This window comes from Pusillimonas sp. NJUB218, assembly GCF_003788685.1.
Classification (GTDB): domain Bacteria; phylum Pseudomonadota; class Gammaproteobacteria; order Burkholderiales; family Burkholderiaceae_B; genus Neopusillimonas.
The window spans coordinates 441,637-454,677 of sequence record NZ_NQMK01000002.1 but is presented as its reverse complement, the minus strand read 5'-3'; the positions used below and the strand labels follow the sequence as shown (position 1 = coordinate 454,677).

The window sequence follows — 13,041 nt, the reverse complement described above, 5'->3', positions numbered from 1 at the left end:
GCCTATCAAGCTTGGGTCAACTGCGCCAAGCGGCGCGCCAACAACTGGTAGCGCTCGCGGGCTGAATCATCTTTCAGCCCTGCCGCCACCAGCTGCAATTGCTCGGTCTTGATAACATCGAGTTCAACTTTGTGCATGGCGTCGTGCCACTCCGCTACCGGGTCGGGCAAATCGTCGTGCCCCAACACATCGGTAGTCAAATCTGACAAAACCGCTGCCAGATCAGAATCGGGGTCGGCCGCCTCAAGCAGCGCACCCACATGCCGGGCACCGGTCGCACTGATTAAAGCAATCAGGTCTCTTACAAGACTTAGATGAGGGCCGCGCGCCAAAGTTTCAAGCTGCTGGTCGCCCAGCGTGTCGGCAAGCTCGGGGTGAGCAAGCAACAAGCGCAACAGACGCTTGGCCATCGAGGTAACGCTACGGTTACCCCCTCCGGCAATGCCAGGCCGCTGACGCTTGAGCGGCGAACGGCCCTGCTGCCCGAATGACTGACGCTTTGAGCCGGCAAACGGAGCGCGTTGCGACGGCTTGCCTGCATCGGTCTGCCTTGCGCTACCCGACTGCGCTACCGTAAAGGCCGGTGCGTCATCAAACGCCCAACCCGGCGGCTCACCGTAGCCGGCAGGCTCGAAATCGGGAACCCAGCCATCCTCGGACAATGGCACAGACCCAAAATCATTGTCACCACCCTGCCTGACAACGCCAGACGGCGCACCTGCAGCCTGAACGCCAGGCTCGACGACATCCGGACGCGCAGCATCAAGCAAGGCCGTCAATTCTTCCGGGGTCATTAATACGCGACGCGCAAACTCACGTTCGATCTGCAAGCGCACGGTCGTGCCTGCAGGCAGTTGCCCAAGCAAAGGCTTGGCCTCGTGCACACACGCGGCCCGGCCTTCGGGCTCGGTCATGTTGTGTCGAGACGCCAGCTCTTCGAGCATGAAGCTGGACAAGGCCGGCGCGCCTGCCATTAACTCGCGAAACGCTTCGGCGCCATTGGCACGCACGAACGAGTCGGGGTCGTGGTCATCGGGCAAGAACAAGAATCGAATGGAGATGTCATCGCGTAGCAGCGGCAAACAGTTTTGCAGTGCACGCCATGCCGCGCGACGCCCGGCTTTGTCGCCATCAAAGCTGAAAATGATGCGATCGCTGGCACGCAACAACTTTTGCACATGCTGAGGCGTAGTGGACGTGCCCAGTGTAGCCACGGCATTTTCGAGCCCCAACTGCGCCAGACCCACGACATCCATATACCCCTCGACCACGAGCACGCAACCCTCTGCCCGAATGCCTGTACGCCCCTCCCACAACCCATAGAGCTCTTGCCCCTTGGAAAAAATGGGCGTGTCGGGCGAGTTGAGGTACTTGGGCTCGCCCTTACCGATGACGCGACCGCCAAAACCGATAAGATTGCCCCGCGCATTACGAATGGGGAACATGACCCTTTCGCGAAAACGATCGTAACGACGGCCGTCTTCGGCCTCGATAACCAAGCCGGCTTCAACCAGCAACGGGTCCTCATAATGGGAAAAGACCTGGGCCAAACCACGCCGATCGGTACCTGACCAGCCCAACCCGAAGCGCGCGGCAATTTCGCCGGTAAGCCCCCGCTTTTTCAGGTAATCGGTGGCTGCAGGCGTGGCTTTAAGCAGCTTCAGATAATGCTGTTGTGCCGTATCAAGCAACTGCTGATGTCGTGAAACCTCTTCTTTGCGACGACGCGACGCGGCTTGCGCCTGAGGTGAGCGCTGGGCTTCAGGCACCACCAGCCCGACGTTTGCCGCCAACGAACGCACGGCTTCAGGGAAGCTGGCCCCGGTATGCTCGATAAGAAAGGAAATGGCTGTGCCGTGCGCGCCGCACCCAAAGCAATGATAAAACTGCTTGGTGGGGCTGACGGTAAAAGATGGGGATTTTTCGTTGTGAAAAGGACAGAGGCCAAGCAAGTTGGCCCCACCTTTACGCAACTGCACATACCGCCCGACAACGTCGACTATATCAACCCGGGCGAGTAAGTCTTGTACAAAAGACTCGGGGATCAATACAGACGGGGAGGCAGTTGCTGGCTGCGAATACGCTTGTAGTGGCGCTTGACAGCGGCGGCGTGCTTACGCTTGCGCTCGGCTGTAGGCTTTTCATAGAATTCGCGCGAACGCAGTTCGGTCAAAAGACCGTTTTTTTCAATAGTGCGCTTGAAGCGACGCAGAGCGGCTTCAAAGGGCTCGTTTTCTTTAAGACGAACGGTAGGCATGTATTTCGGTAGCCTTCTGGTTGGTTAGGTTAAATAAAGTGGGCTAAATCAGCCAAAAAACTGTAATTTTAAGCTGCAACTAATTAAAGCCGTATGGTTAGCCTAAGATTCTAGCATGAATCAGATATTTCTGACACCCTTTCGTACCCAGGCCTCGAGTTGGTGGGGACGCAGGCTGTCGTAGTCTTCGAAAGGTTGGTGAATCCAGGGGTTGGTAGGCAATTTTTCGACGAAGTAGTCGGGGGTTGCCTGGGCGTGGCCCTTCCACCACAACACGGCGCTACGCAATTCGGTAATGGCAGGAAACTGCTGACGAAGATGCTCGCCCACACGAATAAAAGTCATGCCGGTATCGACCATGTCGTCTACCAGCAACACCTTACCATCGAGGGTGCCGCGCGTAATGGTGATGAACTGGGCAATATCGAGCGACCCCTGCTGGGTGCCTGCGGCTTCGCGATAACTGCTGGTGGCCAGAATACCCAAGGGCACATCGAAAATACGCGACAGAACGTCGCCCACCCGCATGCCCCCACGAGCCAGACAGATGATTTTCTCGAATTCCCAGCCAGACTCGTGGATGCTCAGGGCAAGACGCTCGATAAGCGAATGATACTGATCCCAGGAGATCCAGAGGTCGCGGTCGGTGCTTGGGGGCAAGTTCATGAAGAGTCCTTGGAACAAAGAACGTAATAATAAACCGATCGCGCCGCAACGGAAAGCTGCGGCGCGATGGTAAAAGGTTGAAGAGGTTTGGCGTTAACCTTTGAAGGGATGGCGCAAAACGATAGTTTCGAGGCGATCGGGGCCCGTTGACACCATGTCGATACCGACGTCACAAACCTGAGCGATGCGCTCGAGGTAACGGCGGGCATTGACAGGCAGCTTGTCGTATTCGGTGATGCCCACTGTGGACTCCGTCCAGCCGGGCATTTCCTCGAGGACGGGCTCGGCTTCGGCTGCAGCGTGTGCACCGTAGGGCAGCGCATCGAGGAATTGACCCTTATAACGATACCCTACGCCAATACGAATGGTCTCGATGCCATCGAGCACGTCGAGCTTGGTAATACACAGACCCGAAATGCCGTTAATCATGACCGAGCGCTTCATTGCCGCACCGTCGAACCAGCCGCAACGACGCGGACGGCCAGTGACCGAACCGAACTCTTTACCTACTTTGGCCAGATGCGCACCGGTTTCGTCATGAAGCTCGGTCGGGAACGGGCCAGAACCCACACGTGTGGTGTAGGCTTTGGCAATACCCAAAACATACTGCAAGGCTTGCGGGCCAACGCCCGCACCTGCCGCAGCTGCACCTGAAACGCAATTGCTGCTGGTGACGAACGGATACGTGCCGTGGTCGATATCAAGCAATGCGCCTTGTGCGCCTTCAAACAAAAGACTTTGACCAGCCTTTTGCGCCAAATGCAAATTGTTGGATACGTCGGCAACCATGGGTTCGATCTGGCCGGCCAAAGACATGGCTTGTTCGCGCACCTCGTCGGCGGAGACCGCTTCAGCGCCCAGATACTGGGTAAGCACAAAATTGTGGTAGTCGAGCGCCTCGGCGAGCTTTTCGTCGAACACAGCGGGGTTGTACAGATCTTGGACACGAATGGCGCGACGGGCGACCTTGTCTTCGTAGGCCGGACCAATACCACGACCGGTGGTGCCGATTTTGCCATCACCCTTGCGACGTTCGCGCGCTTGATCGACCGCAATGTGGTACGGCAAGATAAGCGGACATGCCGGCGAAATCTGCAGGCGCGAACGGACGTCGAGACCGGCTTGTTCGAGTTCGACGATTTCTTTCAGCAAGGCTTCGGGAGAAAGCACCACCCCGTTACCGATATAGCAAGTGACGCCCGGGTGCATGATGCCCGATGGAATGAGACGCAAAATAGTCTTGGTGCCATTAATCCAGAGGGTATGGCCTGCATTATGGCCACCCTGGAAACGAACGACGCCCTGGGCCGACTCTGCCAGCCAGTCGACGATTTTGCCCTTGCCTTCGTCACCCCACTGGGTGCCGATAACCACGATATTCTTGCTCATGTTGCGATATAGAAAAAGCTAGTCTTTACAACAACTAATTGATTGAACCCTGCGACCCGACGCACTATTGCGCGCCCGGAATCGCCCGTATGACCCATTGCCCATCTTCCTGCACCAGCTCGCGATCGACCTGGAACTCGTCAAGGGAATGGGGTTGCCCTGGTAATACCTGAACCACAATTTCGCCCGCTTCACGCAGACTGCGAATCGCTTGCACCAAGGCCGATTGAGTACCCCAGGGTGCCTGAATGGCGCGCGCCAGCGGCGGCGCACCCAAACCTGCCGACAGCTTGCGCAAGTCGAGGCTGAACCCTGTCGCCGGACGTGACCGGCCAAAAACTTTGCCCACACCATCGTAGCGCCCACCACGCACCAGGGCGTCGTGCCAGCCTTGCGCGTAGATAGAAAACACGACGCCAGAGTGGTAAGCGTAACCTGCACCCGCGTCAGCCAGATCGATGCTGAATTCGTAGTCGGGCAAGGCGGCAACCAACGCTTTGAGGTCGTTGACCGCTTTTAGTACGGCCGGCAAGCGCGGCAAAACCTGTAAAGCCTGATCGAGCATGGCGACACCGCCATAAAGTCGCGGCAGGGCCACCAGCGCCTGGACAGTATCGGGACGTACGTCACTGAGTGTGGCACACAGGCGACTGATTCCCGACACATCTTTTGAGGCCAGCATCTCGGAGAGCTCGGCATCAACTTCGGCCAGGGCCGGGTCGGCATTGACCAGCGCACGGAACACACCCGGATGATTCAGGTCGATACGGGCATTTCGGACCCCGGCGCGCTGTACGCTTTCGAGGGCCAGCTGAATGATTTGAATGTCGGCTTCGACGCCGTCGTGACCAAAGACTTCGGCACCGATTTGCAACAGCTCGCGATCAGAGAGTAAGTCGGCCGGACGTGCGTGCAACACGGTGCCGCAATAACACAACCGCGTCACCCCAGGGCGATTAAGCAGGTGGGCATCGATACGAGACACCTGAGGCGTGATGTCGGCTCGAACGCCTAGCGTGCGGCCCGAGAGCTGATCGACAAGCTTGCAGGTACGCAAGTTGAGATCGCTGCCGGTACCCGACAACAAAGAGTCGAGGTACTCGACCAACGGCGGCGCCACGAGTTCGAACCCGTGGGTGCGGTACAGATCAAGCAGGTCGCGCCGGAGTTCTTCGATGCGACGCGCTTCTGCGGGCAGGATATCGGCCAGATGCTCTGGCAATAACCACTTGGACATTCAAGAAACCTGAAAACGCTTGAGAAGCAACCAAACAAAAAGCGACTTGGGGCGTAAGCCCGCCAAGTCGCTTGCGGAAGTATTTCAACTTACGGCGTATTGTAGCGCGTTTTGCCCGAAGCATCAGACCAGAACTTGAAGAAGTCTGACTTTGGACTTAACACCAGCGTGTCGTCTGAACCCGAGAAAGCCGACTGATAGCTTTCTAGGCTTTTGTAGAAGCTGTAGAAATCGGGATTCCGGCCATAAGCACGTGCGTAGATATCGGCAGCCTGGGCATCGCCCTGACCTTTGATTTCTTGCGCGTCGGCATATGCTTTAGAGAGGATTTCTTGACGTTCGCGGTCGGCCTGAGCACGAATGCGTTCGCCGTCGGCTGCACCGGTAGCCCGTAAACGGTTGGCCTCTTCCTTGCGCTCGGCTTCCATGCGGCGATAGACCGACTCGGAAATTTCGGGAGCAAAGTCGATGCGAATAAGACGAACGTCTACGACCTCGACACCCAAAGGTTTGGCCCGACGATCGACGTTAGCCAACACTTCGCGCATGATGTCGCCGCGCTCGCTGGAGACAACCTGCTTCACGGTACGCACGTTGACGGCGGCATTAAGCGCATCGCGAATTTGCGCACTGAGGCGCTCTTCGGCGGCACGCCGATTCAAACCGAAAGTCACGTAGTACAGGCGCGGGTCGACAATGCGCCATTTAACGTAGGAGTCGATCAGAAGGTTTTTCTTCTCGGCGGTTTGTATACGCTCGGGGTCGCGCGACTCGATGGTCTGCAGACGACGATCGAGGGTGACGATATTCTCGAAGGGAGGCGGCAGCTTGAAGTAAAGCCCGGGTTCGGTGATGGTTTCGCGCACTTCACCCAAGGCAAAAACCAAGGCAGCATCACGCTCGCGCACAACAAACACACAAGAAGAGGCGACGGCCAGCAAAATGACCAGACCAACTAGATAGGGAAAGAAACGTTGCATAGTGTGAGGCCTCCGTTAGCGCGAATAAGGGCTCGTCATGAGCGAGTTTGACGACCCGCCGCTATACGGATTGCTACTGCCCGACCGGGCGGCACCCGGAGCATTGGTGGCAGACTTGTCGGCTGCGGCCGGCGTGGACGCAGAGGAAGCAGTGGCAGACTGGGTCGCGGCATCGGGGTTGCGCGCGGCTTGCTGCATGATTTTATCGAGTGGCAAATACAGCATGTTATTGCTCGATTCGCTGTCAATGAACACCTTGGACGATTTCTCGAGGATGGACTGCATCGTCGAGAGATACATACGCTCGCGGGTGACCTCGGGTGCCTTGGCGTACTCGGCTTCGATGCTGCTGAAACGCGCCCCGTCACCTTCAGCACGACTAACCACAGAAACGCGATAACCTTCGGCCTCTTGAACGAGTCGGGCGGCCTGGCCCTGCGCTTCAGGGATGACGCGACTGGCGTAGGCATTACCTTCGTTGATCTGGCGTTCGCGGTCTTGACCTGCCTTGACGGCATCATCAAACGCGGCCTGAACCTGCTCGGGCGGCTGTACGTTCTGGATAGCTACCGTGCTGACCTGAATGCCGGTCTGGTAACGATCAAGGATTTCCTGGGCAAGGCGCTGCACATCGGCGGCAATTTGCGTACGGGCCGAATACAACACGGAGTCCATGGGCTGACGGCCGACCACATCGCGCATGGCGGTTTCGGCTGCCTGGCGGACGGATTCGTCTGGGTCGACGGTTTTGAACAGATAATCGGGCGCGCCGTTGGGCATCAGGCGATACTGCACCACGTATTGCACATCGACGATGTTCTCGTCGGTGGTCAGCATGAGCGATTCGGGCAAGACCTTGTTGCGCGCTGACCCACGGAAACCGACTTCAAACGTACGCAGTTGCGAAATATTGACGGTTTGATGCTCTTCGATGGGGTATGGCAAATGCCATTGCAAACCCGGATTCAGGGTTTTGACATACTTACCGAATTTGGTGACCACCGCGACCTGCCCTTCTTGGACAACCACGAAGCCGCTGGCCAGCCACAAGCCCACCAAGACGACCAGCCCACCAACTACCAGCTTGGGGGAACCCTTGGGCAACTGTACGGGGTTACCGCCGCCACCTTGGTAACCACCGCCGCCGCCACGACGGCCTTTACGCCCGAACAATGAACCGACGCGGTTGTTGAAATCGCGCCAGACCTCGTCGAGGTCGGGCGGACCGCCGTTATTGCCCTGGTTGTTATCGGGTTTACGGGGCGGCTCGTTGCCGCCTTTTCCGCGACCCCAGCCGGGATCATTCAAGTTAAATATTTTCGACATTAAACGCATTATTTCCTGCGACTTGACCTGATTCGACGATGGCCTGACGAAGGCCGTCAAGGCCCGCCCGCGTCAGGGCACTAACAAATACGCGCACAATGGTACCATGTTCGTCGCGCTCTACCCGCGGCTCGTAGCCTGCGGCATCTATTTTGTTGTACACCATAATTCGCGGGATATCACCAGCCCCGATATCTGCGAGCACTTTGTGCACCTCGGCGATTTGCTCGTCACGCTGATGACTTGAGGCATCGACCACGTGCAGCAATAAGTCGGCCTGCACGGTTTCTTCAAGCGTCGCCCTGAACGCCGCGATAAGCGTAGGCGGCAAATCGCGAATGAACCCCACGGTGTCAGACACCACCACTTGCCCCGTGCCTTCTATCCAGAGCTTGCGCGTGGTGGTATCAAGCGTGGCAAACAATTGATCGGCCGCATAGGCGCCCGCCCGGGTCAAGGCATTGAACAGGGTTGACTTGCCCGCGTTGGTATACCCTACCAACGAAATCGACATGATGCCACCGCGCATGCGAGAACGCCGTTGTGTACTGCGCTGACGCTGGGCACGGTCTAGCCGTTCGCGCAACAGCTTGACTTTGGCGCCAATCATGCGGCGGTCCATTTCGAGCTGGGACTCGCCTGGCCCACGCATACCGATACCGCCACGCTGACGTTCAAGGTGAGTCCACAAACGCGTCAAACGTGTCGACAAGTGCTGCAATTGCGCCAGCTCGACCTGAAGCTTACCCTCATGACTTTTGGCGCGTAACGCAAAAATATCCAGGATAAGCGCCACGCGATCGACCACCCGCCGGTTCAGGCCACGTTCGAGGTTGCGTTGCTGGGCCGGCGAAAGCGGCTGGTCGAACAAGATGATGTCGGCCTCGTTCTCGTCGGCCATTAACTTGGCTTCTTCGAGCTTGCCTGTACCGATGAAATAGGCGGCGTCGGGCCGCTGTCTTCGGGCTACCAAATGACCGACAATGTCGGCGCCAGCACCTTCGGCCAGCATGATGAACTCTTCGGTATGGGCAGGGAAATCGGGATTGCCCAGATCGACGCTAATAACTAAAGCTTTCATGTAGTGCACAAAAACGAAACGCCCGCCTGCGCGACGCGCATGGCGGGCTGTTCGTAGAGAGGGGCGACTGCAGCGTTATTCAGCGGCAGCGTCATCGAGCTGGAGATTGACCGGACGAGCAGGCACGACCGTAGAAATAGCATGCTTGTACACCATTTGGGTAACGGTATTACGCAGCAAAACGACGTACTGGTCGAAAGATTCGATTTGGCCCTGCAGCTTGATACCGTTAACCAGATAAATGGATACCGGCACGTGCTCTTTGCGCAGTGCGTTCAGGAACGGGTCTTGTAATGTTTGCCCTTTGTTGCTCATTGGCTTAACTCCAATTGTGTTGTTATGGATAAATACCGCAAACGTCTACTGTACAGGGTTTCCCCGTAATTCGCCACGATTGCCTGACAAATTACTGTAATTTTTGGTCGCCCAGCAAAACGGCTAACACCTGACACAAGCGTTGGCATTCGTCGGGCGTACCCACCGTAATACGCAAGAACTGATCGATGCGAGGCTGAGCAAAATGACGCACCAGAATACGATTCTCGCGCAGCCCTCGCGCCAGTCCGGCAGCATCGTGCTTTGGATGACGCGCGAATACAAAATTGGCGGCGCTGGGCAATACCTGAAAACCCAATGCAACCAGGTCAGCCGTCAGCGCGTCGCGCGCATCGATAATAGCCTGACATGCACGCCTGAAGTAATCGCGGTCTTGAATGGACGCGATGGCGCCCGCCTGCGCAATGCTGTCGAGTGGGTATGAGTTAAAGCTGTCTTTTACCCGCACCAGCGCTTCGATAATAGCCGGACTACCCACGGCATAACCCACGCGCAAGCCTGCCAAAGAGCGCGATTTTGAAAGCGTATGCACCACCGCAATGTTGTCAAATTCTGACAACAGGGCAACAGCGGACTCGGCACCGAAGTCGACATAAGCCTCGTCGACGATAACGGCGACGTCGGGATTGGCCCGCGCGATGCGACGGATATCGTCAAGCCCAAGCGCCATGCTGGTCGGCGCATTAGGGTTGGCAAAAATAATGCCCGCCGGAGTTACCGCACGCGTCTGCGTGTAATCGTCGACATTGATTGAAAAGTCGTCAGCCAGCGGTTGAAGCTCGGCGGGAACGTCGAACAAACGGCAATACGTTTTATAAAAGCTATAGCTGATGTCGGGCATGAGCAAAGGCCGCCCGGCGTGCCGGAACAAGCCGTTGAACACATGGGCCAGCACTTCGTCGGAACCGTTACCGACAAAAACCTGAGCGGGCGACACGCCGTGATGCTCGGCAATTGCTTGACACAGCGCGGTGGATTGCGGATCGGGGTACAACCGCAGCCGCTCGTTTGCCGCTTCCTGCATGGCCTTGATGGCCAACGGCGATGGCCCCCACGGATGCTCGTTGGTATTGAGCTTGAGCAGGTCGAGAATTTTCGGCTGCTCGCCAGGCACGTAAGGCGAAAGCCCAGCAACGTGATCACTCCAGAAACGGCTCAATCAGGCCCCCTTCTGAATATACGGATTATTTGATGACTTGAATTCGATACGCAACGGTGTGCCCTCGAGCTTGAACGCCGCCCTGAACCGGGCCTCAAGGTAGCGACGATAAGCATCGGGGATGGCATCGAGCGCGTTACCGTGAATAACGATGAGCGGCGGGTTCTGCCCGCCCTGGTGTGCGTAGCGCATTTTGGGGCGGAAAATACCTTTTCGAGGTGGCGGCTGCTGCTCGACAGCCGCCAGCAAAACCCGCGTGAGCTTGGGCGTTGACAACTTCGAAAACGCAGCCGCATGTGCCGACCTGATCGACTTGAGCAAAGGCTGAATACCCTTGTCTTTAAGTGCCGAGATGGTGTGCATGCGCGCAAACGATAAAAATCGCAGTTTGCGTTCGAACTCGTGCTTGATACGGTCTCGCTCTTCAGCGTTGAGGCCGTCCCACTTATTTATCGCCACGACCAGGGCGCGCCCGGTTTCGACAATAAACCCGGCAATGTGAGCGTCTTGATCGGAGATTTCGGCGTGGGCATCGAGCATGAGCACAACCACGTTGCAAGCCTCGATGGCCTGCAAGGTTTTAATGACCGAAAACTTTTCAATGGCCTCGAAGACCTTGCCGCGACGACGCAAGCCTGCCGTATCGATCAGGGTAAACGACTTACCTTCGTGTTCGAAGTCGATCTCGATGGCGTCGCGGGTCGTGCCCGGCATGTCGAATGCAATGACGCGCTCTTCGCCCAGCAAGGTGTTGATAAGCGTCGACTTGCCGACGTTGGGCCGCCCCACGATCGCCAGCTTTATACGATGGCGCGCATGCTCGTCGTCACGTTGATCATCAGCTGATTCGTCTGCTTCGGCATCCAAATCAGGCAAACCGCCTTCAGCGTCGATATCCAATACATCGTCGTAGGTATCTTCTTCGGCTGCGATATCGGCGTGGTCGTCGCCAGCCCCTTCGTCGAGAAACGACAAAGCGTGCTCGATGAGGTCGACGACGCCGTCGCCGTGAGAAGCTGAGATGGGGTAAGGTTCACCCAAGCCCAGTTCGTGGAATTCGGCGATGGCGCCAGCATTGCGCATGCCTTCGGCCTTGTTCACTGCCAGAAACACCCGTTGCCCCGAGCGACGCAACAAGCGCGCAATTTCGTGGTCGTGGGCATTAACACCTGCACGAGCATCGACCAGAAAAATGACAACGTCGGCTTCGGCAATGGCTTGCTGGGTTTGGCGCGCCATTTCGGCCACAATGCCGCTTTTGGCGACAGGCTCGAAACCACCGGTATCGACAGCCAGGAAAGGATACTTTCCGACCCGACCTTCGCCGTAATGGCGGTCGCGCGTCAACCCGGAAAAATCGGCCACCAGAGCAGCGCGCGAACGGGTAAGACGGTTGAACAACGTGGATTTACCCACGTTGGCCCGACCGACCAAAGCCACTACAGGCTTGAATAAAACCTTTTTCAATTGACACCAACCAAAACTAAACTGCCATTACCCGTCTGGACCAGCACGCCACGCGGCGTGGAGACCAACGGTGAGACCACTGCCCCACCGCCAACCTGCAGACGGCCAAGCAAACGGCCGTCGGAAGACGAGAGAAAGTGGACGTATCCATCGTAATCACCAAAGGCAACCGCCGAACCTATCACAGCCGGACCGGACAAGCGGCGGTTGCGCAAGGCATCTTGACGCCATTGCTCGCCACCGTCGGTCAGACTGAAGGCGTAAACCGCATCACGCCCGGCTGCACCGTACACCTGACGACTGTCGGAAGCAATGCCCGTGGTCGTGGAGAACGCCTGTTCCCAAATCGGGATCCCACCCTGAGCGATATCGAAACACACGATACGCCCTTGATAAGAGGCGCCGCACAGCAGCGACCCCTGAGTTTGCGGCGCACCTACAACGTCATTGATGCGTTCCAAGTCGGTAGCGCCGCGCGGTGTCGACACCGTACCTTCCCATTGCACCGCGCCGTCTTGGGCAGAAATGACAATAAGACGACCATTGGGCAAACCCGAAATGACCACCCCTTCGATGATCAGCATTTGCATATTGGTTTTTAGCGCCAGCGCCGGACCCGGGCGCTGCACAGACCACAGTCGGTCGCCCGTGGCGGCGTCGAATGCCTGGATGCGGTAGTCGCTGCTACGCACCACGACAACGCCTGCGCCCACGACGGGCGGCACAAAAACTTCGCTGGAGGCCTGGGCGCGCCATTTTTCCTGGCCCTGGTCGTCGAATGCCACTACCGTACCATCAGGGCCTGCAACTGCAGTTGTGATGCCATCGGAACCTACCCCTGCAGACAAGTCGACGCCTGCGTCGGCCCGCCATTGCATGCCGCCGCCCGACAAGCTGGCCTTGACGACATTACCATTGGGGGTCGCCGCGTAAACGCTGTCCCCCACAACAACGGGTACGAAACCAGAACCGCCGCCGCTACCGATATTGACCGACCAAGCCATGCTGGCCGAAACGCCTGCCGGATATTCGGTAAGCGGGGCCGGCTCGAAGCGTGGGTCTTTGGGCGTAAACCAGGAGCAGCCTGCCAACACAGAAAGGCTGAGCGCCGCAACGGCACACTTCAGACGACGAGACATAACA

General features: G+C 57.5%; 12 protein-coding genes. All 12 read right to left on the bottom strand.

Features of this window, described 5'->3' with window-relative positions; all coding sequences use genetic code 11:
- Window positions 1-5 precede the first annotated feature (5 nt).
- Window positions 6-2,048 carry a DNA primase gene (gene dnaG, locus CHR62_RS04690; RefSeq protein WP_123660155.1) on the bottom strand — a complete coding sequence of 681 codons (2,043 nt, stop codon included), beginning with the start codon at window positions 2,046-2,048 and terminating at the stop codon, window positions 6-8.
- On the bottom strand, window positions 2,045-2,257 hold the full coding sequence (gene rpsU, locus CHR62_RS04685; protein WP_093971288.1) for a 30S ribosomal protein S21: 213 nt from the start codon (window positions 2,255-2,257) through the stop codon (window positions 2,045-2,047). Before rpsU ends, dnaG begins: the two co-directional genes overlap by 4 nt.
- Window positions 2,258-2,377: 120 nt before the next feature.
- On the bottom strand, window positions 2,378-2,923 hold the full coding sequence (locus CHR62_RS04680; RefSeq protein WP_093971289.1) for a phosphoribosyltransferase: 546 nt from the start codon (window positions 2,921-2,923) through the stop codon (window positions 2,378-2,380).
- Window positions 2,924-3,016: 93 nt separating this feature from the next.
- Window positions 3,017-4,312, bottom strand: a complete 1,296-nt coding sequence (locus CHR62_RS04675; protein ID WP_093971290.1) for an adenylosuccinate synthase — start codon at window positions 4,310-4,312, stop codon at window positions 3,017-3,019.
- Window positions 4,313-4,376: 64 nt separating this feature from the next.
- Window positions 4,377-5,549, bottom strand: a complete 1,173-nt coding sequence (locus CHR62_RS04670) for an ATP phosphoribosyltransferase regulatory subunit (protein WP_093971291.1) — start codon at window positions 5,547-5,549, stop codon at window positions 4,377-4,379.
- Between the two features lie 89 nt (window positions 5,550-5,638).
- Window positions 5,639-6,529, bottom strand: coding sequence for a protease modulator HflC (hflC, locus tag CHR62_RS04665; RefSeq protein ID WP_093971292.1), 891 nt, complete (start codon window positions 6,527-6,529; stop codon window positions 5,639-5,641).
- A 15-nt stretch (window positions 6,530-6,544) separates the two neighbouring features.
- On the bottom strand, window positions 6,545-7,864 hold the full coding sequence (gene hflK, locus CHR62_RS04660; RefSeq protein ID WP_123660154.1) for an FtsH protease activity modulator HflK: 1,320 nt from the start codon (window positions 7,862-7,864) through the stop codon (window positions 6,545-6,547).
- Entirely contained in the window at window positions 7,839-8,936 is a 1,098-nt protein-coding gene (gene hflX, locus CHR62_RS04655) for a GTPase HflX (RefSeq protein ID WP_093971294.1), read from the bottom strand. The genes hflK and hflX overlap by 26 nt, the downstream gene beginning before the upstream one ends.
- 75 nt (window positions 8,937-9,011) lie before the next feature.
- The gene (gene hfq / locus CHR62_RS04650) at window positions 9,012-9,251 is read right to left on the bottom strand and encodes an RNA chaperone Hfq (RefSeq protein ID WP_093971295.1); all 240 of its coding nucleotides are present in this window, start codon (window positions 9,249-9,251) and stop codon (window positions 9,012-9,014) included.
- A 91-nt stretch (window positions 9,252-9,342) separates the two neighbouring features.
- Entirely contained in the window at window positions 9,343-10,431 is a 1,089-nt protein-coding gene (hisC, locus tag CHR62_RS04645; RefSeq protein ID WP_093971296.1) for a histidinol-phosphate transaminase, read from the bottom strand.
- Window positions 10,432-11,898, bottom strand: coding sequence for a ribosome biogenesis GTPase Der (gene der / locus CHR62_RS04640; RefSeq protein WP_123660153.1), 1,467 nt, complete (start codon window positions 11,896-11,898; stop codon window positions 10,432-10,434). It lies immediately after the preceding gene.
- Entirely contained in the window at window positions 11,895-13,037 is a 1,143-nt protein-coding gene (gene bamB / locus CHR62_RS04635; protein ID WP_233574862.1) for an outer membrane protein assembly factor BamB, read from the bottom strand. The genes der and bamB overlap by 4 nt, the downstream gene beginning before the upstream one ends.
- Window positions 13,038-13,041 lie beyond the last annotated feature (4 nt).